General features: G+C 41.9%; 18 protein-coding genes. 3 read left to right on the forward strand and 15 right to left on the reverse strand.

Annotated features, from left to right (window positions below; all coding sequences use genetic code 11):
- Positions 1 to 8 precede the first annotated feature (8 nt).
- The 11 genes from NQ560_RS14535 to NQ560_RS14585 form a co-directional block, all read right to left on the reverse strand.
- Positions 9 to 1,310 carry an ATP-binding protein gene (locus NQ560_RS14535; protein WP_005335106.1) on the reverse strand — a complete coding sequence of 434 codons (1,302 nt, stop codon included), beginning with the start codon at positions 1,308 to 1,310 and terminating at the stop codon, positions 9 to 11.
- Between the two features lie 430 nt (positions 1,311 to 1,740).
- Positions 1,741 to 2,214, reverse strand: a complete 474-nt coding sequence (locus tag NQ560_RS14540) for a GNAT family N-acetyltransferase (protein WP_040015629.1) — start codon at positions 2,212 to 2,214, stop codon at positions 1,741 to 1,743.
- A 100-nt stretch (positions 2,215 to 2,314) separates the two neighbouring features.
- Positions 2,315 to 3,196, reverse strand: coding sequence for a helix-turn-helix transcriptional regulator (locus NQ560_RS14545; RefSeq protein ID WP_040015628.1), 882 nt, complete (start codon positions 3,194 to 3,196; stop codon positions 2,315 to 2,317).
- 438 nt (positions 3,197 to 3,634) lie between these two features.
- Positions 3,635 to 4,054: an ATP synthase F1 subunit epsilon gene (gene atpC, locus NQ560_RS14550; protein ID WP_005335094.1), complete on the reverse strand. Its 420-nt coding sequence runs from the start codon at positions 4,052 to 4,054 to the stop codon at positions 3,635 to 3,637.
- Between the two features lie 14 nt (positions 4,055 to 4,068).
- Positions 4,069 to 5,469, reverse strand: coding sequence for a F0F1 ATP synthase subunit beta (gene atpD, locus NQ560_RS14555; protein WP_029730530.1), 1,401 nt, complete (start codon positions 5,467 to 5,469; stop codon positions 4,069 to 4,071).
- 8 nt (positions 5,470 to 5,477) lie between these two features.
- Positions 5,478 to 6,371 (reverse strand): ATP synthase F1 subunit gamma, encoded by an 894-nt coding sequence (gene atpG / locus NQ560_RS14560; RefSeq protein WP_005335090.1) that lies wholly within the window; start codon positions 6,369 to 6,371, stop codon positions 5,478 to 5,480.
- A 3-nt stretch (positions 6,372 to 6,374) separates the two neighbouring features.
- Positions 6,375 to 7,883 carry a F0F1 ATP synthase subunit alpha gene (gene atpA / locus NQ560_RS14565; RefSeq protein ID WP_005335089.1) on the reverse strand — a complete coding sequence of 503 codons (1,509 nt, stop codon included), beginning with the start codon at positions 7,881 to 7,883 and terminating at the stop codon, positions 6,375 to 6,377.
- A 6-nt stretch (positions 7,884 to 7,889) separates the two neighbouring features.
- Entirely contained in the window at positions 7,890 to 8,426 is a 537-nt protein-coding gene (gene atpH, locus NQ560_RS14570; protein WP_005335087.1) for an ATP synthase F1 subunit delta, read from the reverse strand.
- Positions 8,407 to 8,907: a F0F1 ATP synthase subunit B gene (gene atpF, locus NQ560_RS14575; protein ID WP_005335085.1), complete on the reverse strand. Its 501-nt coding sequence runs from the start codon at positions 8,905 to 8,907 to the stop codon at positions 8,407 to 8,409. Before atpF ends, atpH begins: the two co-directional genes overlap by 20 nt.
- 51 nt (positions 8,908 to 8,958) lie before the next feature.
- Positions 8,959 to 9,177, reverse strand: a complete 219-nt coding sequence (gene atpE / locus NQ560_RS14580) for an ATP synthase F0 subunit C (protein WP_005335083.1) — start codon at positions 9,175 to 9,177, stop codon at positions 8,959 to 8,961.
- 78 nt (positions 9,178 to 9,255) lie between these two features.
- Positions 9,256 to 9,918 (reverse strand): F0F1 ATP synthase subunit A, encoded by a 663-nt coding sequence (locus tag NQ560_RS14585; protein WP_005335082.1) that lies wholly within the window; start codon positions 9,916 to 9,918, stop codon positions 9,256 to 9,258.
- Positions 9,919 to 10,341: 423 nt separating this feature from the next.
- Here NQ560_RS14585 and trmB point away from each other — a divergent pair, with 423 nt between their 5' ends.
- From trmB to NQ560_RS14600, 3 genes are all read left to right on the forward strand, one after another.
- Positions 10,342 to 11,016: a tRNA (guanosine(46)-N7)-methyltransferase TrmB gene (gene trmB / locus NQ560_RS14590; RefSeq protein ID WP_005335080.1), complete on the forward strand. Its 675-nt coding sequence runs from the start codon at positions 10,342 to 10,344 to the stop codon at positions 11,014 to 11,016.
- Between the two features lie 235 nt (positions 11,017 to 11,251).
- On the forward strand, positions 11,252 to 11,569 hold the full coding sequence (locus tag NQ560_RS14595) for a thioredoxin family protein (protein ID WP_005335076.1): 318 nt from the start codon (positions 11,252 to 11,254) through the stop codon (positions 11,567 to 11,569).
- Positions 11,570 to 11,707: 138 nt separating this feature from the next.
- Positions 11,708 to 12,832 carry a DUF1002 domain-containing protein gene (locus tag NQ560_RS14600; protein WP_227087035.1) on the forward strand — a complete coding sequence of 375 codons (1,125 nt, stop codon included), beginning with the start codon at positions 11,708 to 11,710 and terminating at the stop codon, positions 12,830 to 12,832.
- A gap of 84 nt (positions 12,833 to 12,916) precedes the next feature.
- Here the strand turns inward: NQ560_RS14600 and glgB are convergent, their stop codons facing one another.
- From glgB to NQ560_RS14620, 4 genes are all read right to left on the reverse strand, one after another.
- Complete coding sequence (gene glgB, locus NQ560_RS14605) at positions 12,917 to 14,824, reverse strand: 1,4-alpha-glucan branching protein GlgB (protein ID WP_005335073.1); 1,908 nt, start codon at positions 14,822 to 14,824, stop codon at positions 12,917 to 12,919.
- Between the two features lie 153 nt (positions 14,825 to 14,977).
- Positions 14,978 to 18,505, reverse strand: coding sequence for a hypothetical protein (locus tag NQ560_RS14610; RefSeq protein WP_052302934.1), 3,528 nt, complete (start codon positions 18,503 to 18,505; stop codon positions 14,978 to 14,980).
- Between the two features lie 132 nt (positions 18,506 to 18,637).
- Positions 18,638 to 20,584, reverse strand: a complete 1,947-nt coding sequence (locus tag NQ560_RS14615) for a beta-propeller domain-containing protein (RefSeq protein WP_005335067.1) — start codon at positions 20,582 to 20,584, stop codon at positions 18,638 to 18,640.
- The gene (locus tag NQ560_RS14620; protein WP_005335066.1) at positions 20,577 to 21,083 is read right to left on the reverse strand and encodes an RNA polymerase sigma factor; all 507 of its coding nucleotides are present in this window, start codon (positions 21,081 to 21,083) and stop codon (positions 20,577 to 20,579) included. The genes NQ560_RS14615 and NQ560_RS14620 overlap by 8 nt, the downstream gene beginning before the upstream one ends.
- Positions 21,084 to 21,352: the final 269 nt, after the last annotated feature.

Below are 21,352 nucleotides of genomic sequence, written 5' to 3' on the forward strand. Positions count from 1 at the left end.
TATTTTTCCTATAAAAATGGAACCATATAAACAGGAATACAAAAAATATCCTGTTCTTTACTTAAATCTTTTGTATACACTAAATATCTTTTTAAAATATGATTTGAATATTTTTCTGTAAATACGTCTAATGATTTATGCGTTTTATATCCTGATGATTTTACTTCCAAAGGAACTATTTTATTTTTCTTTGCCAGAATAAAATCTATCTCATAATTGTGTTTAGACTGTGTATTCATAATTGTATGATAAAATAATTCATTTCCATTGGCAGCCAGACATTGTGCCACTATATTTTCATACAAATATCCGAGATTTACGCTCAATTTATCATTGAGAAGCTTTTCGTATATTTCATTTTCCGTAAAATCTTTATCTTTAAACATAAGTGTTACGAACAAACCTGTATCACTTAAAAATATTTTATATCTGGACAAATCTCTTGTATTCGCCATTCCTGCACTTGGATCATTTGTGTTATAGGATATCAAAACAGTTTTAGAATCTTTCAACTCGGCAATAAGTTCCAAAATCTTATCCGGTTTTTCTCCGTTAAGTACACCACTTGCCTGAAAGCGAGACGCATTTTTATTTAACTGAGCCGGAATTGCATCGAAAAGCATTGCAAGTCTTCCTGTCGAATCAATTTTAGCAAAGTCACTTTCATACAGATTTAAAATGTCCCTTTTTACCTCATCGACTTTTCTAAAATTATTTGTGTTTATATATGCATCTACCGCCTGTGGCATTCCTCCTACCAGCATATATAATCGGAATTGCCGCAATTGCTTACGATTAAGAGCATCTCCTATTCCCTGATTCATTTCAAAGCATTTTTTCAGTAACGGAAAAGTCGCTTCATCACCGATTGCCCACAAAAATTCTTCATAATCCATTGGATACATACTGAGTTTTCTTTCTTCACTCGGTATCAGAATATCCTTAACATTCTTCTTTATGGAAATGAGCGATCCGGTTTCAATATAATCATATCTCCGGTCTTCAACCAACGCCTTAATTGCCTGTTGTGCCATTGGACATAACTGTACTTCGTCGAATATGATCACAGAATTCCGCTCATGCAAATCTACTTTATATTGCAATTGCAACTGCAAAAACAAATAATTAAGATCGGATATATCTTCAAAAAGTTCTTTAGTTTCTCTTGACACTCTTGAAAAATCAATTAATATATAACTTTTATATTCATTTTTAGCAAACGCTTCGAACACTGTCGATTTTCCAATTCGTCTGGCTCCCTCAATTAAAAGAGCTGTTTTTCCTTCCGATTCCTGCTTCCACTTTCGCATTTTTTATACAGTCATTTTACCACATCTCCACACTTTTTATATCTTCATTCTTTATTAGTTTACTCGCTAACAGTATACTTATATTGAACTTTTTATACTATCATGTTATACTACAATTGCTGCCACCCTCCAAGCGAAAGGAGGTGAAGTCTTATGCATGAAACTCTCATCACATTTTTTGTTTCTGTTATGGCAAGTATTGTTAGCTACTTTATTTGCAAATGGCTGGACAGAAACGACAGGCAGTAACAGCCTGAAAGGTATAAGCCACCTTACATAAACGGAATAAAAACTCCCGGAAGTCTCAACCACTTCCGGGAGTTTTGTTTTGCTCATGCATGAAATTCATCACATTTCTTAGCTGTTATTATCATATGCTTTATTTTCATAAAAGTCAACCTATAAGTATATATTTCCCATTAGTTTTTCTCTATCCCCACATCACGCCTGCAGTTTTTCTCATTCTGTCATACTCGCTTTTCCTCCTAAGTCCAACATATATAAAATGCTGTCTCTGTCCGACCTTTTCATAAAATCGATGTGATGCATGTGCAACGGACGGTGTATCCAGTATGATATACTGCACATTTGCCGCTTCTGCAAATTCGAGTAACTTCTTATATAAAGCAAGCCCGACTTTCTGTGAACGATACTCTTTCTTCACGAAGAATTTCTTCATGATTGCACAGTGGTTATCTTTCTTCATCAGTCCAAGCGTTCCGATTACCCTTCCCTGATCCAGCGCAATCCAGAACTCACCGCCATTTTTCTGATAGGAGTCATGAATTGTAAGCAAATCTGGCTGTTCCTCAAGAGACAGATTAATCTTCGATTCATTATTCTGAATATCTAAAATTAACGAAATAATCTCATCATATTTTCCACTGTATGTTTCAATCTGCATTACAAATTCCTCCCGTCTGTTACTTATTATACTATTCACATTTTTCTTCCAGTAATAAAAAATCATTACATCTTTTTGACAAACTTGTAGATTTTCATTTTTAACCTATACAAACAATTAATTCACTCTTGATTCCATTCAGTTCAATCACGTTGTCCGCCTCCGGCGCATCAAACCGTTCCACCTGCTGCCCGGCTTTTTCATAAGAAATGCTTGTTCCAATGCCCTTTGCAACTGCCTGGAAAATCGCCTCTTCTGGAACATGTATTTTTGATGTCGCAGACACCTGATTAATTGCGATCTCGCCGTTCAATGAATCGCACATAATCTCCATGTCAAGATTACAATCAACCTCCACCGAACCGACAACATTTTCCAAAATCAAATTTGTTGTCTTCACACCAAATTCCATATTTTCACATTCTATGGAACGGATTTCTACCGTTTCCGCATGAGCTTCACACTCAATCTTATCTATATACTGCACCGGAATCTGCACGAAAATATCAATTTCACTCTTCGCCATTGCTTCCGTGGCACCATTCTTTCGTTTTACATCTATATCAATTCGTTTCCGGATATCATCAATCTTAACCTTGAAATCATTCTGAAGAGTTGAAAATGTATTGGATCCCAGTCGGACCCGGATTTTCTCGCCCTCATATCCAGCCAGTATAAGCCACTTCGCCCCTTCCAGCTTCATATCATAATGCTTCGATTCATCAATATCATACTCCGTAATACTTTCATACAAGTACTCCGTCTCCACTACCTTTTTTGAATCTCTTTCATTTGAAAGTAGATCGTCTATGGAAATGTCAAACAGCATTGAAATCGCCATTATATTTTCAATATCTGGGATTCCCGCACCCGTCTCCCATTTTGTAACCGCCTGTCTCGATACACCAAGCTTCTCCGCCAACTGCTCCTGCGACATACCAGCCTGCTTGCGAAGCATCTTCACATTTTCTGCAAAAGTCATATCCATAATCTCCTTGTCTTTTCTTACCCGTTCGAGAGTCTTATCACAGAACTTAAGGTTGCTTCACAGACATATTTCTTATCCGAAACTATTTGTCTGGACAGCCTGCACTCTCTAAACATCTCCTAACAACTTACAGTATAGAAAACTGCACTTTACATCACAAGCACACAAAGATGTCATCAAAACATTTTCCTGCTACTTTGCGTAGCATCTCCCTTATTTCCCTATTTTATCATACCCACCTCGCGGTCGCCAAGGTCTTGAGCAAGCTCTGACTTTGACTCGTCAATAGCGCAGCAAAATCTTCCCCTTTCATTCACACTTTCCCCTTCACACAAACTTTAAACTTCCACTTACATAAAAATACAGCTACCGTTGGCAAATTATAGATTTCATTTTGCAAACGATAGCTGTATTTTATTATATATACGGAAGTTAAATTCTCGTATTCTTCTCCCTTGACACCTTCAACCGGTTCATGGCTCTTGCCAGGGATGCTTTCGTGTGATAGTATTCCTGGATACTCTGCTTCTGCCGAAGTTTTTCTTCCATGACTTCACGCCGTTCTTCTGCTCTTCTGGCGTCAATTTCTTCCGGTTTTTCAGCGGTCTGTACCAGCATGGTAACACGGTTGTTAACAACCTCAAGGAATCCGGTTCCAACGGCAAGTGTCTCCCACGTTCCGTCTTCCAGCTGCATCTTCGCTTCACCGACTTCGATTGCTATGATCATGTTCTCATGATCTGCCAGAATTCCCATCTGACCGCCGTCGGCTGCAGGTACAATCACCTTCTGGCATCGTCCGTTATACGCCACGCGGTCACTGGCTATGACTTTCAACCAAAATGTTTTCATAGTTTACGCACCTCTTACTCTCCGTCTTTCAGTGTCTTTGCTTTCTCGATAACTTCGTCGATCGTTCCGACATTGAAGAAGGCTGCCTCCGGATATTCATCCATTTCTCCGTCGATGATCATTTTGAATCCACGGATTGTCTCTTTCAGTGGTACATATTTTCCAGGAATTCCTGTAAATGTCTCAGCTACGAAGAATGGCTGTGACAGGAATTTCTGAATCTTTCTTGCTCTCATAACCGTTGCTTTATCTTCATCGGACAGCTCTTCCATACCAAGAATGGCAATAATGTCCTGAAGTTCTTTGTACTTCTGAAGAATCTCTGTTACCTGGTTGGCTACTTTATAATGCTCTTCACCTACGATGTCTGCCTCCAGGATACGTGAGTTAGACTCCAACGGATCTACAGCCGGGTAAATTCCCTGCTCAACAACCTTACGTGAAAGTACGGTTGTTGCATCCAGATGTGCAAATGTTGTTGCCGGTGCAGGGTCTGTTAAGTCGTCGGCCGGTACATAGACTGCCTGAACGGACGTGACAGAACCATTCTTTGTAGAAGCAATACGCTCCTGTAATTCACCCATTTCTGTTGCCAGTGTCGGCTGATAACCTACGGCTGATGGCATACGTCCAAGCAGGGCGGAAACTTCAGATCCAGCCTGTGTGAATCGGAAAATGTTATCAATAAAGAGCAACACGTTCTGATGTTCTTTATCACGGAAATACTCAGCCATTGTAAGTCCTGTCTCAGCGACACGCATACGAGCTCCAGGCGGCTCGTTCATCTGACCAAATACCAAAGCGGTCTTCTCAAGTACGCCAGACGCTTTCATCTCTGTCCAGAGGTCATTTCCTTCACGGGAACGCTCTCCGACACCTGTAAAGATAGAATATCCACCATGCTCTGTTGCTACATTTCGGATCAACTCCTGAATCAGTACAGTCTTACCAACTCCGGCTCCTCCGAACAGACCAATCTTACCACCTTTTGCATATGGTGCAAGAAGGTCGATGACCTTGATACCTGTCTCAAGGATCTCGACAGCAGGACTCTGCTCTTCAAATGTAGGCGCCTGTCTGTGGATTTCCCAGCGCTCTGCATCTTTCTCTATTTCTTTTCCATCATCGATGGTCTGACCAAGCACATTGAACAGACGTCCAAGTGTCTGATCTCCAACTGGAACTTTGATACCGCTTCCAGTTGCACGGACTTCCATATCTTTGTGAAGTCCTTCACTTGCAGCCAGCATCAGACAACGTACTTCGCTGTTTCCCAGATGCTGTGCAACTTCCATAATACAAGTCTTGTCTCCGTTATCTACCTCAAGGGCATCTTTGATATTCGGAAGCTCTCCGTCTTCAAATAAAACATCGACAACAGGACCCATGACCTGTACAATTCGTCCTTTATTCATATCTGTTCTCACTTCCTTTTCCGTTTCTGTGCCTTCGCACCTGCGCATACCTCTGTGATTTCCTGCGTAATGGCTGCCTGTCTTGCCCGGTTATAAGCAATAGACAAATCTTTGATAATTGCCTCAGCACTGTCTGTCGCTGACTTCATAGCCGTCATTCTGGCATTATGCTCACTTGCATACGCCTCGACCAAACAACCGTAAATCATTCCGGTTACATAATTCGGTACGATATTGTCCATGACGCTCTCGACAGACGGATATAGCTGAATCGCCTCACGCCTTAAGTTTGCCGGAATGCTGTCCTCTCCGAATGCACTTCTCTCAAGCGGAAGCAGCTTTACAGTCTCCACCTCAGATACCATAGAATTCTCCATTCGCGTATAGACAGCATACACTTCGTCCAGCTCGCCATTATTAAACTGTTCCATCAATGTCTCAGAAATAATTCTGGCTCTGCTCAGGTTCGGTTTCTGCACAGTATATTGGAAATTTTGTTCAATCTCATGTCCCTGACTTACAAAATAATGTCTTCCAAGCTCACCTACGACAAACAATTTGTGGTGTCCCGGCATTTTCATGATTTCCTCTTCTGCTTTTTCTACATTGTGATTGTAAGCTCCTGCCAGTCCTTTATCACCGGTAATAACTACAGATCCGATTTTCCGTTCTTCTTTCGGAATTTCTTCCCTACTGTCAAAATACTGGTTGCTCACTTCCGGCATATGACGCAGGATTCTGGCAATCTCAGCCTGTAATTTATAAAAATACGGCTCTGCATCTGCCAGTTTTTTTCTGGCCTGACGCATTTTTGTAGAAGAGATCAGGTACATGGCATTGGTGATTTTCATCGTATCTTTTACACTGTTAATTCGTGTCTGTATTTCTCTGATATTTGCCATACATTAACACCTGCTCTTTTTGAATTCCTCTGCAATCTCCACGATCTTCTGGGACAACTCTTTAGACAGATCCTTTGTCTCCTCGATTTCTCTTGCGATTTCCGGATGTACACTTGCAAAGTAACTTAACATATCCATCTGGAATCCTTTTACTTTTGCAGTTGGAATTCCAAGCATGACTTTATGTCTTGCAGCACAAAGTGTAATAACTTTATCTGCCAGTGACATTGGTTTTCCAAGCGGCTGCTTCAGAAGCTCCATCAGTCCGCTGCCATATTCCAGCTGTTCTTTCGTTGCATCATCAAGGTCTGAACTGAACTGTGTGAAGACTTCCATCTCACGATACTGGGCCAGATCGATACGAAGACTTCCTGCTGCCTTCTTCATAGCCTTTGTCTGTGCATCTCCACCTACACGAGATACAGACAATCCTACGTTGACCGCCGGACGCATTCCTGAGAAGAACAAACTGCTTTCCAGGAAAATCTGTCCATCTGTGATGGAAATAACGTTTGTCGGAATATATGCAGATACATCTCCGGCCTGTGTCTCGATGATTGGAAGAGCCGTGATAGATCCGCCACCTTTTTCCTCACTCAGACGGCTGGAACGCTCCAGAAGTCTTGAATGCAGATAGAATACGTCTCCAGGATAAGCCTCACGTCCAGGGGATCTACCAAGTAACAGTGACAATGCACGGTACGCAACTGCGTGTTTGGAAAGATCATCATAAACGATCAGTACATCTTTTCCTTTGTACATAAAATACTCTGCCAGTGCAGTTCCCGCATAAGGAGCAATGTACTGAAGCGGCGCACAGTCGCTTGCTGTTGATGCTAATACGATGGTGTGATCCATAGCTCCTGATGTCTTAAATGTATTTACAACTTTTGAAATCGTTGATGCCTTCTGACCGATGGCAACATAGATACAGATCACTCCGTTTCCATTTTGGTTCAAGATCGTATCTGTTGCGATAGATGTCTTACCAGTCTGTCTGTCACCGATGATCAGCTCTCTCTGTCCACGTCCGATCGGGAACATGGAATCAATAGAAAGGATTCCTGTCTCCATAGGAACGCTGACGGATTTTCTGTCAATGATTCCAGGTGCTTCATTTTCAATCGGGCGATAATCATCTGCCTCAATCTCTCCGGCACCGTCGATTGGTGCACCAAGGGCATTGATAACTCTTCCGATAAATTTATCTCCTACCGGGATTCCGGCTTTTTTCTTTGTACGTGCAACCTTTGTTCCTTCTTTGATTCCTGTATCTGATCCAAATAAGATACATCCGATCTCGTCTTTCTGGATATCCTGTACCATACCCTTCAGACCATTTTCGAAGGTAACGATCTCGCCGTACATTGCATGATCGATTCCGTAAATGGTAGCGATTCCGTCTCCGACTGTCACAACAGTTCCGACTTCGCTGTCTTTACTGATCTCATCAAAATTCTCTATTTCACTTTTCAGAATTGAAATAATTTCATCTGAATTGATTGAACTCACTTACGTTCACCTCCAGGTCAATTTTTGTTCTAACCGGTTCATTCTTCCACGAATGCTCCAGTCATATTCATCACTGCCCGCTCTCAGGATAAATCCTCCAAGCAGTGACGGGTCTTTTTCGACCTCCAGATTTACCTTCGATTTATGATATTTATCCATAATAAATGTTTTCATCTTCTCAGCCTGCTCTTCGTCTGGCTCGTCTACACATATTAAAGTCGCAGTCATAACTTGCTGCTGCTCCTCACAATATTTATCATAGCTTTCGAAAATGTCCCAAAGCATGCCCATTCTCTGGTTCTCGCATGTTACCTTCAGGAAATTACAAATAGGCTTTGGAAATATCTGTTCGATAACACTGTATTTGTTCTTTGCCGTAATTACCGGATTTAACAGTACTTCATATACTTCCGGTACCTGACAGAAGATTTCTTTTGTTTTCTCAATATCTGCTTTCGGAATTTCCAGTTCGTACAGAACTCTTGCATAGCGCTTTGCTGCCGGCTGAACGAACTTTACTGTATTACTCGTCTTTGCCGTCATGAGCGTCACCTACGCTTTCCAAAAACTGATCATAAATCGCCTGATTTCCTTGTTTTCTTGTCTCTTCATCTACAATCTTTCTGGCTGCCTGCATTGCAAGTCCTGCAATCTGTGTCTCAACGCCATCCAATGCCTGCTTTCGCTCAGTCTCGATGGTCTTTCTGGCACGTTCGATCGTGGCATCTGCTCTTCTGTCCGCATCTGCAAGAATCTCATCTGACTGTCTCTTAGCCTCTACACGGGCATTTTCAACGATTTTAACCGACTCCTCTTTTGCACCGGAAAGAGCTGACTCATACTCTTTTTTCAGAGACTCTGCCTCTTCCTGTCTGTCACTTGCATTTTTCAGTCCGTCGGCAATCATCTGCTCACGCTTTTCCATGATCCCCATAACTGGTTTGAACAGGAATTTCTTCAGTAATAGATAAAAGACTACAAGGTTTATTATGGTCCAGAGAAGGCTCAAATCTACTTTTATCACCTTTTCCCACCTGCCTTTCTTCTTTTCTCCTGCTTCTTTACGAACTGCTAATTATTTCAGCATCAGGATAATCAGAAGACCGATGATAAATCCATAAATAGCTGTTGCCTCTGCAAGGGCACAACCAAGAATCAGGTTCTTGCTGATCTTTGACTCAGCCTCTGGCTGTCTTGCGATAGCGTCTACTGCCTTGCTTGTTGCAAGACCAATACCAATACCTGCTCCTAAACCTGTTAAAACTGCGATACCTGCTCCAATTGCTACTAACATAATCTTAATCTCCTTTTCTTCTTGTCTAAAAATGTTTTCTTAAATCCCTTTTAAGTCTGTTCGTCTTATCTTCCGGCTTTACTCCTGTTCCTCATTCATGAACAGCGCCGTCAGAAATACAAATACATAAGCCTGTAAGAATCCATCAAATATATCAAAATAAAAACTAAACGGGATTGGTATAATCGCCGGAGCTACTATTTTTAAAAGCTCCATGATTACAAATGCTCCCAGTACATTACCGAACAGTCGCATGCACAAGGACAATGGACGGATTACAATCTCCAGTACCATGATCGGTGCGACGAACGGAACCGGCTTTGCAAAATGTTTGACCCAGTGTTTTAATCCGTTTTTATGTATTCCGGAATACTCGATCAGACACATACTCATAACAGCCAGCGCTATTGTGACATTCAGATCCTTTGTCGGCGGTTTAAACCCAAACAATCCAATGATATTGGCAATTCCGATATAGATCAGCACCGTGATCAGATATGGGATATATCTTCGGTTTTCTTTGCCCATAACATCTTCAAAGAAGTCCACTCCTTTTCCGATTGCGGATTCCAATAAAAGCTGAGCTTTCCCCGGATTCTCTACACTGAGATTCCTTACGAATATGACACACAGCAATACAACTACAGCCATAATGATCCATGTGACCGCCACGGACTCACTAATCTTAATTCCCCCGAATAACGGAATGGTAAATGCTGTATCACAATTCAGCTCTTCCAACAGACTCTCTGTTAATTTCTCCGTATGACTCCCTCCCTTTCTTCTTCAAATTTCGTGATTACTTTACTCTCCTGTTTTTTAAATGTCAATCATTTCTTTTTTTCTTAACAATTACTTTATTTGACAATTTTTTAAGCATATTCTCTTATTTGAGTTTTTTCATTTGTCCAAAATTTAGTCACTTTCCTCCCGTTTTATATACCTTCTCCTTAACATGTTGAAAATTTGCACAAATTATTTGTGTTTTTCAGAAAAATTTTAGTCGTTACGCATATTGCTTTCGGCAATATGATATAGATATGACCGCTATACACCATTGAGTTTGACTTTTTTTGCCAAAGCCTGTAAACTAAGGCAAGGCAAGAATCTCCCGGATTTGGGAAGTTTGCAAATAAAGAAATACAACAAATAAGGAGAGCATATATGCGACTTAGAAATATACCCCGCGCCGAAGGCGTGTTAAAAGAGTGCAGTCAGGTTATCGAGACTCCGGAAGAATTCCGTGGTCACTGGGCATCTGATGTATTCCAGAATGACTACCCGGTCCACATTGAAATCGGCATGGGAAAAGGCCGTTTTCTCATGGCACTGGCTCAGAAAAATCCACAGATCAACTACATCGGAATCGAGCGCTACACAAGCGTCCTTCTCCGTGCTGTGGAAAAGTTAAACATATATATAGAAGAAAACGAAAGCACTCTGCCAAACATTCGCTTCATTTGTATGGACGCACAGGACATAGCAAATGTGTTCGCTGAAAATGAAGTTGACCGGATCTATCTGAACTTCTCCGACCCATGGCCGAAAGCCCGCCATGCAAGAAGGCGCCTCACGTCACCGGATTTTTTTGCACGTTACGACAAGGTGCTTGTCCAGGACGGACAGGTAGAATTCAAGACAGATAACCGTGATCTTTTTGATTTTTCCGTTGAGTCTTTAGGGGAATCCGAAACATGGGGCATTTCCGAATGTACTTATGACCTGCACCATGATGAAATTATGAACGTTGGAAATATTATGACAGAATATGAAGAGAAATTTTCATCCATGGATCACCCGATTTGCAAGCTCATTGCTAAAAGAAGATGTCTGCTGTGACTTTCTTAGCGCTACAGCGCATATATTATTAATGAGAAAGCCTTCGGAGTCTGTTCGCCATGAGCCGAAATTGTCATAACAAAAAAAACTTCCGACAAAAGTTTTTTGAATACACTTATCGAAATCGGTGTCTGCACAGGTGGATCGGTTGTTTCAGAAAATCCCTGAAAGAAGTATATGATATTCTGAACCACGGTTCTGACTGCCGAAGGCACTGATCAGAAAGGTTGATTTGATGTTACATTTAACTGCAAAAAATTTTCAAATAGAAGTAAAAGATACCTCTCTCCCGGTCGTCGTTATGTTCTACGCTATCTGGTGCGGGAAATGTGCCATGATGAAGCCGGTCGTGGAGGATATCGAAAAGAAATACGCCGGAAAGATCAAGTTCTGCGAAGTCGAAATTGAAGAATCTGCAGTACTCGCCGCAGAATACGCCCCGGAAATCGTCCCGACATTTGTTCTCTTCAAAGATAAAAAGTCAGTCGGTGCCATGGGGGGAATGGTGGATGAACACACATTTGAATCCAGAATACTGGAAATCTTGTCTTAGTCCACAGATGTACACAAGCCGTAACAAAATCTTTCGAAATAGTTAAGAATTTTTTACTTTTTACTTTTACACAAGTATGCTATTATTGGGGGTACAGAAAGGAGATGTGGCGTCTGACACCACAGGATAATTATGAGTATGAAAAAATTAAAAAGGGTTCTGCCGTTTAGCCTGGCAATCATTCTGGCATCTGTAAGCCTGCCGGTAACTGCCCTGGCTGACAGCGCAAAAGTAGTCACTCTCGGAGCGAACTTATCCGACGAGCAGAAAGCTTCTATGTACAAATACTTCGGTACTTCCGCCGATCAGGTAGACACGATCGAAGTCACGAACACAGACGAAAGAAAATATATGGAAGGGATCGCAACCGAATCCCAGATTGGTACAAGAACATATAGCTGTTCTTATGTTGAGCCGACAGACAGCGGCGGAATTCAGGTAAAAGTCGCAAACCTAACATTTGTAACAAGTTCTATGATCGCCAGTACACTTTTGACTTCCGGCGTTGAGAACTGTAACGTTGTTGCCGGATCTCCAATTGAAGTATCCGGAACCGGTGCACTGACAGGTATTATGATGGCTTACGAAAAAGCCAGTGGGAAAGAACTTTCCGAAGACCAGAAAGCAACTGCAACAGAAGAGCTGGTAACAACCGGTGACCTCGCCAAGGATCTCGGTCAGGATACAGCATCTGATCTGATCAACGATGTCAAAGAATCCGTTATTGAAGATAAACTGACTGATCCGTCCGATATTCAGGACGCGATTTCTGACGCAGCCGATAAGCAGGGAATTACACTGACCGATGACCAGCTTGCAAAAATCACAAGTCTGATGGAATCTATTTCCCAGTACGACTACGATGTCAAAGCACTGAAAAAGACTCTCGACAACCTGGACGGGAAATCCGGAGGATTCTTCAGCAACTTGTGGTCCTCCATCAAAGGCTTCTTTGGCGGAGATGACTCCAACGGCGGAATTATTAACAATACAGATGATGCAGCACTCGGAAATGATGCAATCATCGACAGCACATTAGATGCCGTAAAAGCCAAAGCAAACGATGCCGTAAATCAGGCAAAAGAGGAAGGACTTTGGGATAAAATCGTAGGATTTTTCAAAGATCTGTTCGGAGGCGATGATACCGAAAACTCCGATAATACAGATAGCACTGACGCAGTCGAAGAAAATACGGACAACAACACCGATACAGGCAGCACCGACAACAATGCTGATAACGACACTTCTACAAACGCAGAATAAAATTAATTCATAACTTTAGCAGGGAGATGGAATACTCAAATTCCATCTCCCTGTTTCTCTTCCACACCTCTCTTATTATACATTTTAAAATTCAAAAACTGCTACCCCATACGGCGGCAATTTGTATCCAAATGAATATGGTCTTCCATCACATTCTTTCTTCACGGCATGATAAATGTTCTGTCTCTTCTCGCCATTTCCGCCATATTTCACATCGTCACTGTTCAGAATCAGCTTATACTGCTTCTTTCTAGGAACGCCTACACGGTAATCTTCTCTTGCCATCGGTGTGAAGTTGATCACGAACAAAAGGTTATGCTTTCCATCTTTAGAATGGCGGATAAAACTGTAAATGCTTCTGTATGCATCATCTGCATTGACCCACTCGAATCCTTCCCATGACTGATCCAGTTCATAAAGCGCCTGTTTCTTTTTATACATGTGGAGTAGATCACGCATCCATGACTGAATTGCCTGATGCTCCGGCTCCTCCAACAGATACCAGTCCAGTTCACGTTCCTCTGACCACTCGCGAAGCTGTGCAAAATCCTGTCCCATGAACAACAATTTCTTTCCGGCGTGTCCCATCATAAATGCATATCCTGCTTTCAGGTTCGCATATTTATCAAATCCAAGTCCTGGCATCTTATTGATCATGGAACATTTCAAATGGACAACCTCATCATGCGACAGTACGAGAATGTAATCTTCGCTGTACGCATAACTCATGGCAAATGTCATCATATGATGATTGTCTTTTCTGAAATACGGATCCAGCTTCATATATTCCGTAAAGTCGTGCATCCACCCCATATTCCACTTAAGGCTAAATCCAAGACCTCCGTCTTCTACATCTCCAGTTACCTTCGGCCATGCCGTAGACTCTTCCGCTATCATAAGTGCACCCGGATTTCTTCCAAGTACAACTGTGTTCAGATGCTTGAAGAAATCTACTGCCTCCAGGTTCTCATTACCTCCATACTGGTTCGGAACCCATTCTCCGTCTTTCTTTCCATAATCCAGATACAGCATAGAAGCAACTGCATCAACACGAAGTCCATCAATATGGAAGTGCTCCACCCAGAAAAGTGCATTGGCAATCAGGAAGTTCCTTACCTCATTCTTGCCAAGATCAAATATCTTCGTCCCCCAGTCCGGATGCTCCCCTTTTCTTGGATCTGCATACTCGTAAGTTGCTGTTCCGTCAAACTCGGCAAGTCCATGCTCATCCTTTGGAAAATGTGCCGGAACCCAGTCCATAATGACACCGATTCCATTTCTATGCAGATAATTGATCATCCACGCAAAATCTTCCGGTGTTCCATAACGGCTTGTCGGCGCATAATATCCTGTCACCTGATATCCCCATGATCCATCAAATGGGTGTTCTGCGATTCCCATGATCTCCACATGCGTATATCCCATATCTTTCATATACTTTGTGATTTCTTTTGCAAACTCACGATAAGTATAGAATCCCTCGTCCTCTGTGCCTGGGTGCCTCTTCCAAGAACCCATATGAACCTCATATACAGACATTGGTTCTTTTTTGTGGTTCCATTTTTCCCGTGCAGTCATCCAGGAACTATCGGTCCATTTCAAATTCTCAATATTCGTTATTCTTGATGCTGTACCCGGACGAAGTTCTGCATAATTGGCATACGGATCTGCCTTCATATGATACTCCCCTGTAATCGTCTCAATGCAGAACTTATACATCATGCCTTCTTTTACTCCCGGTACAAAGCATGTGTAAATTCCGATATATTCCGCCCTTGTCATAGGGTTTCTTGTGCGATCCCAGTCATTGAATTCCCCCACTACAGACACGGATTTCGCATTCGGTGCCCAGACAGCAAAATAAACTCCTTCCTGCCCTTCGTCGTCCACCATATGTGCACCCAGCTTCTTATAAATTTCGTAGTGATTTCCCTGTCCGAAAAGGTACTGATCTAATTCTCCGATTTCATAAGCTTTCCATTCTTTCTCCATAAACTTCCCTCACATTTCATCCGGATTTCAATATCTTAAGTATACCTTAGCGGAACACAAAATTCAATCTATGTCACTCGATTCCAGACAAAAAACAGGGATACAATTTTCTACAATTGTATCCCTGCTTCATCACTTACATTCACTATATCATTAAATTTTAAAATCTTCTTCCTTCAGAATAATGCGATCTGACGAATCCGTAGATTTTCCAAATACACGTCTTGCAAGATGCTTTACATTTGCTTTCTGTGAATGTTTAATTGCTTCATCCATGATTTCTTTTACTTCCGCAACTGTAACCGCATGATCTTCACGCTGCATTACATCAATTCGGCTGTAAAGTGCCAGAATTCCCATTTCATCAAGCTTATATCCATTTTCCTTCGCATAAGTCTGACCAAATGTTACTAACTCATCATTGATGAATACCGGAAGTTCAAGCTTAGAAGTGAATTTCTTTTTGAAATCCGGATTAGCTGTCATAATTCTCTCCAGAGGTTTTCTCTGATCTTCAAGAACAAAGAGAAGCTCTCCGGTCTTTCTTGACATCAATGCATTCAGTTCCTTGATTGTTCTGGAATTCAACTTACCAGCCTTTTCGATGATGATCGCTCCACCGCGAAGCTTCTGGATAATATTGCCAAGTTCCTTCTTATTCAGCGATTCACCTGTAACAATAGCAACTTTACCCTGTTTCAGATTTCTTTGTTTCTGGATTGCTTTTACAATATCTACTGCAAGTACTGTTTTTCCAGATCCTTTACGGCCAATGATCATTAAGTTACCGGTTCTTGAAGTTCCCTCTCTCTGGGCACGTCTGTCATTATCAAGTACTGCAACAATCTGTTCACTCATTCCTCTGACCGGTACGAAGTAAGAGAATAATTTCTTCTGCTCCTCTGTCAGTCCGGCTTTCAGTCCAATCTCACTGGTTGCACTTAAGTCATATCTTCCTGTTACAACAAATCCGGTATCAAATGGAACTCCACTTCCTTTTGACTTCTTAATTCTGCGCTGAATCTCTTCCTCAGATGGTTCTTCAATTTCCAAGTCTCCTTCAAGTTCTTCCGGATCCGGAATCTCAGGAAGCTCATCTTCAAAGTCATCTTCCTCGAAATCATCTTCCTCAAAATCATCCTCTTCCTCGAAGTCGTCCTCTTCCTCGAAGTCATCCTCTTCCTCGAAATCGTCCTCTTCCTCAAAGTCATCCTCTTCGTAATCGTCGTCTTCTACATAATCATCTTCATAGAAGTCATCGTCTTCCTCAAAGTCGTCTTCTTCCTCAAAGTCATCCTCTTCCTCAAAGTCGTCCTCTTCCTCGAAATCATCCTCTTCCTCGAAGTCATCCTCTTCCTCGAAGTCGTCCTCTTCCTCGAAGTCATCCTCTTCCTCGAAATCGTCTTCCTCGAAGTCGTCCTCTTCCTCGGAGTCGTCCTCTTCCTCGAAATCATCCTCGTCCTCGAAATCGTCTTCGTCCTCGGATTCATCTTCCGGGAATTCATTCCACTCTGCATCGAATTCCTCTACTTCTTCCTCATCTTCCTCCGGGAATTCATCTGCAAAACCATCTTCGTCAAAATCGTCTTCGTCGAATCCATCTTCCTCTTCAAAATCATCGTCTTCGGATTCCTCGTCTTCGAAATCATCCTCGTCTTCGGAATTGTCTTCCGAATCATCCTGGTTTTCTGTTTCCGGAATTTCTTCATCTTCTTGTACTTCTTCGATTTCTTCTACAGCGTCAACTTCATCTTCTGCTTCAAACTCTTCGTCCTCACCCTCAAAGTCTTCGTCTTCAAACTCTTCCTCTTCGAAATCATCTTCATCCTCAGAATCCTCGTCCTCCGTCTCCTCTTCTTCCGAAACTGCTTCAACAATCTCTTCTTCAGGTTCTTCTTCAGACTCTTCAGGTTCTTCCACAATATCGTCCAGCTCTTCTTCTGAAATAAACTGATCTACAATTTCTTCTTCAACAGATTCCCCTTCTGCTTTTGCAAGCTCCAGTTCCTCTTCTATATCAAAATTTTCCTCTTCTTTCTCCTGTGCTGTCACACGATCTTCCAGCTCTTCCACAAGCTGTCTGATATCATCAGAAAGCAATGCCTTTCTTCTTGCTTCCTCTGCCTCAAGACGAGCCTTCTCTTCCGCTTCACGACGAGCCTTCTCCTCCGCTTCAAGACGAGCCTTCTCCTCTGCTTCAAGACGAGCTTTCTCTTCCGCTTCACGGCGGGCTTTCTCTTCTGCTTCCTGACGGGCTTTTTCTTCTGCTTTCCGTCTTGCTATTTCTTCTACCTCGCGTCTCTCTGCCTCAAGTCTTTCCGCCTCTCGGCGGGCTTCCAGTGCTTCTCTCTCTTTTCTAAGTCGTTCTTCATCGGATGCTTTTTGCTTTGCGATCGCCTCAGCATTTACCTTCTGCTTAGCTTCCCATTCCATCAAGATGTCTTCAATCTTCATCTGACCTTCAATGCGGAGTTCTTCTTCTCGTTCCTCCATCTTCTTCTGGTCTTCCGGATTAATTCCACTCGCCATAGCCACGCCATTAGCCAGTGCTTCTTGAAGTGTCGCACCCTTCACAACTGTCGTAATAGACTTTTTTGGTCCTTCTGCCGCATGCTGAAGAATTCCTTCTAACTCTCTGACATTCCGAGCTTCTTCCGGAGTTTCCTTTCCGATTGGTTCAATGACTGGTGCTTCTGTTTCTACAACTTCTGGTTCTTCTGAAACAGCTTCTTCCGGTTCCAGGACTGGTTCCTCAGCTAGTGCTTCCGGCTCTTCTGAAACTGGTTCTTCTGAAACTGGTTCTTCTAAAACCGGTTCTTCTATCGGAACTTCTTTGTCTGCCTTGGCATTTTCTTCCATTGCCTTCAATGCTTCTCCAAGCTCTGCTGTCGGAATTCTTCTCGTTGCATCCAGACCATCCACAGTTTCTGTTGTATTGGCTCCTGATTCCTGCTGTTCTGCCTCCGCAGCTTCTGCTGCTTCCTGCGCTGCTTTAATCTGTTCTTTTGGAAGTGATACAGTATCCTGTGGAATACTCTTTACATCCTTAAGCGCAGCTCGCTCAGGTTTTTTATCCGCTGCTTTCTTAGGCTCTTTTTTCGGTACACCTTTATACTCATCGTACTTTTCCTGTTGGAGTGGTGTCAGTGGTTTGTACTTCATCTTCAATTCCATTGCCTGATATACATATTTTCCTTCGCTGAACCACAAGATCAAATCGTCACATTCTTCCAGGCACTTTGAGGTCATGCCTGCTTCATGATATAGCTTTGCGAGCTCATACGCCCATTTTTCAATATATTCTGCCTTTTTAAATTCTTCCAGTGCCGAAATCTGTTCTGACAGATCGGACCCTTGTGCCTTCAAAATCCGATATTTCAAAATGAATTGATTCGGATCTCTCGGTGCCAGTTTTACAAATTCCTCATAACAGTCCGAAGCCTCATTAATATCATTCAGTTTCAGGGCAAGTACTGCCAGACGATACACAACCTTTCTGCTGGACGGTGCTCTGTCAAATGCGATCATAAGCGTATCACGGCTCTTCTGAAACTCCCCGTTATTCTCGTAGATTTCGCTTACTGTATTTAACATTGCCGGGCTCTTCACCCTTCTCCAGTCTATTGTATCGGCAATTTCCATTGCTTTTCTAAATTGTTTCTTTTCGTAATGTTCGAGCATCTGCTCGGTTTTTACCCGATATTCATATTTATCCAATATTCTCACCTCAAATTTTTTGACAATTCTACAGATACAAGTTTATCATACACCAGTCTTATTGTCAAAAACATACGAGATTTTGTTACAAAAATGTTACAAAATGATATCGTCCACTTTTTTGAAATCTTTCAGGCTATACGCTTCTATAATATTTCCCTGGATAACATAAAGCGTATCTTCTATATAAATACCTCTTGTGATCCTCATACTATTTCCATTGATTTCCTCATGCATCGTACATGTAAATCCTTGTTTTTCGTCGTAAGAAAATGTATAGTACTCCCGGCCGCCTTCGCTGTCTGCAGCAAAACCAATCAGATTTTTCTCTGCATCTACTAAAGCTGCCTTATAATCATAAGAAACATCTGTATAGTACACATTTTCAATGACATAAGTCTGCTCCTCTTTCACATTTTCCGGATCGGAAATATCGAACATCGTCAATTTCACGCCATCTGTTGACATAGTCTTTTCATCAACATTCATCCCAATACCCAGAAGCTTATTTTTCCCATACGGATGCAGATAATCTGAAAATCCAGGTATCTTCAACGCTCCTATGATCTTTGGATTTTTCGGATCCGACAGATCAACGGAAAATAACGGATCCGTCTCTTTAAATGTTACAAAGTATCCTACTTTTCCCATAAATCTTGCGGAGTACACCCTCTCTTCTTCTGCCAGACCTTTGATGGAGCCGGTTTCTTTCAGTTCTTGATTCAAAACATAAACACTGTTCGTGTCGCCATCGGTCACTACAACTCTCAGATATCCATCATATTCATCAATAGAAAATGAATCATTAATATAGCCGTCTATTTTGCACTGTGCCCCAGCCGTCAATTTCCCACTTTCATAAGAAACTTTTCGGATTGTCGTCACATCTTTTCCGGAATATTGCCACACATTTTCATAAAAATAAATATTATCGTTGCTCACATATAAATTGCCACCGTCTGCCAAAAGTGCCTTACTGTGCGCTGTCTCATTTGGATTTTCCAGAGAAACTGATGTGATGATCGAATACATATCTGCCTTTGAAATGGACGGAAGACAAATATCTGTTTCTTTGATCAGATTATCGTTTACAAGTGGTATATAGGACTTCGGATTCTTCGCCGTTATACCATCAAGTGTTACATAATAATCACTGAATAAGTATAAGTATCCATCTGCAATTCTTGAAGAATTGTAATATCCACTCTGACTGACCCTGCCAACTTCTTTTGGATTTTCCCGGTCTGAAATGTCATAAGTTACTGCGGTCGTATTAGCCCTCTGACCATATCCATAATCATCATCATTCCATTTGCCGCCCACATAACCGTCACACACTGCAATTAATTGATTTCTTTCAATATCCAGATACATTTCCTGGATTTCAGAAACATCTTCCACTGTTATAGTAGCCGTTTGCTTCATCCGATTATCGCGGGTATCTATAATGGCAATCTGATCGCTCTTATCTTTTAACACGTAAAGGTATGTTCCATCTGTTTTAGCTGTATCCCCCTCGTCTACACCTTCCTGACGTACATTTGTCTCAGAATAAGAACCGCTTGCCATTCCGGTGTCCGCTGCTGCAGTACTGCTTTCTTCAATATTCTGTGCTGCATCTCCACTTGCCTTACTGTCAGCTGATTCATCGACTCTTATATCATTCAATGATCTTGCCCAGCTTGAAGTGTATGCACTGTCTCTTTCCTGATCTTTCTTATATTTTTCCAAATATGCATAGACATCCTTATATTCCGCCGCACTTTCTACTTTCGTACTGTCACTGATTGTCACATCACTGCATGCTATCTTATCATCTCGAGTCGCGTCTTCCATTTTAAAATAATTCTGGTATACCATCACTCCTACGATCAGCACCAGGCATGCTGCTGCCAGCCCACCGATTCTCGCCGGAGTCCACACTTTTTTCTTCTTTCCTGCAAGCTTTGCTTCAATCTGCCTCGGTTCAAGCGCTTTCGGCACCGGAACCTGTTCTGACTTTTCCTTTATTTTCCGAATCATGTCCTGCTCATTCTTATTCATAAAATGTCCTCCCATCCAACACACACTGCATCTTCTCCAGCGCCCGGCTTCGTTTTACCCGGACAGTTCCCGGCTTCAGGCTTAGGGTCTTCCCGATTTCTGTGCTGTTATAACCGCCAAACACTGACAGCCCGACTATCATTTGCTCTTCTTCTGAAAGAATAAAAAATGCATTTCTCACATCCATCGCAAGTCCCACATCTTCTTCATGAATTCCTTCCACCTGTCCTTCCGGGAAAAAATCTTCTGTCTGCTGTATTCCTTCTTTCGCCACCTGTTTCAATCTTTTCTTACATATATTTGACAAAATTGTAAAAATCCAGCTCTTGAAAGCTTCTTCTTTTCGAAGTTTATGTATATGTTCATAAGCAGATAACACTGCCGCACTCACCGCGTCTTCTGCCTCATGCGGATCACGCATCAGACAAAGCGCGTAGCGATAGAGGTCTTGATAGACCTGCTCATATAGCTTTGAAAATGCTTTTGCATCACATTTCATTCTTTTTCCTCCTCAATTTGTTTTTCTCAAGAAGTTCTCCACACTCCTCCATTGACTTATCCAACTGCCGTTCCCAATACCCAGTGTAAAAAGTATTATTACTTCTTCTACATATAAGAGTCCCAAAATATCCCAAGTGTTACAAAAAGGCGTCACTTTTTTTCATAAGTGCCGCCTTTTATTTACATTCGTTTATTCAATTATATTACCGCCGAAAATACTGCGCAAGATAAAATTCAGCGTAATTCCCAGTGCAACGGAACATAGAA

The organism is Dorea formicigenerans (assembly GCF_025150245.1).
Classification (GTDB): domain Bacteria; phylum Bacillota; class Clostridia; order Lachnospirales; family Lachnospiraceae; genus Dorea; species Dorea formicigenerans.

What these genes read in the sequence shown, in the direction of transcription:
- NQ560_RS14535 (WP_005335106.1), bottom strand. Translation starts at nt 1,310, where the DNA reads ATGCGAAAGTGGAAGCAGGAATCGGAAGGAAAAACAGCTCTTTTAATT.
- NQ560_RS14540 (WP_040015629.1), bottom strand. Translation starts at nt 2,214, where the DNA reads ATGCAGATTGAAACATACAGTGGAAAATATGATGAGATTATTTCGTTA.
- NQ560_RS14545 (WP_040015628.1), bottom strand. Translation starts at nt 3,196, where the DNA reads ATGACTTTTGCAGAAAATGTGAAGATGCTTCGCAAGCAGGCTGGTATG.
- atpC (WP_005335094.1), bottom strand. Translation starts at nt 4,054, where the DNA reads ATGAAAACATTTTGGTTGAAAGTCATAGCCAGTGACCGCGTGGCGTAT.
- atpD (WP_029730530.1), bottom strand. Translation starts at nt 5,469, where the DNA reads ATGAATAAAGGACGAATTGTACAGGTCATGGGTCCTGTTGTCGATGTT.
- atpG (WP_005335090.1), bottom strand. Translation starts at nt 6,371, where the DNA reads ATGGCAAATATCAGAGAAATACAGACACGAATTAACAGTGTAAAAGAT.
- atpH (WP_005335087.1), bottom strand. Translation starts at nt 8,426, where the DNA reads ATGACGGCAAAGACGAGTAATACAGTAAAGTTCGTTCAGCCGGCAGCA.
- atpE (WP_005335083.1), bottom strand. Translation starts at nt 9,177, where the DNA reads ATGTTAGTAGCAATTGGAGCAGGTATCGCAGTTTTAACAGGTTTAGGA.
- trmB (WP_005335080.1), top strand. Translation starts at nt 10,342, where the DNA reads ATGCGACTTAGAAATATACCCCGCGCCGAAGGCGTGTTAAAAGAGTGC.
- NQ560_RS14595 (WP_005335076.1), top strand. Translation starts at nt 11,252, where the DNA reads ATGTTACATTTAACTGCAAAAAATTTTCAAATAGAAGTAAAAGATACC.
- NQ560_RS14600 (WP_227087035.1), top strand. Translation starts at nt 11,708, where the DNA reads ATGAAAAAATTAAAAAGGGTTCTGCCGTTTAGCCTGGCAATCATTCTG.
- glgB (WP_005335073.1), bottom strand. Translation starts at nt 14,824, where the DNA reads ATGGAGAAAGAATGGAAAGCTTATGAAATCGGAGAATTAGATCAGTAC.
- NQ560_RS14610 (WP_052302934.1), bottom strand. Translation starts at nt 18,505, where the DNA reads ATGCTCGAACATTACGAAAAGAAACAATTTAGAAAAGCAATGGAAATT.
- NQ560_RS14615 (WP_005335067.1), bottom strand. Translation starts at nt 20,584, where the DNA reads ATGAATAAGAATGAGCAGGACATGATTCGGAAAATAAAGGAAAAGTCA.
- NQ560_RS14620 (WP_005335066.1), bottom strand. Translation starts at nt 21,083, where the DNA reads ATGAAATGTGATGCAAAAGCATTTTCAAAGCTATATGAGCAGGTCTAT.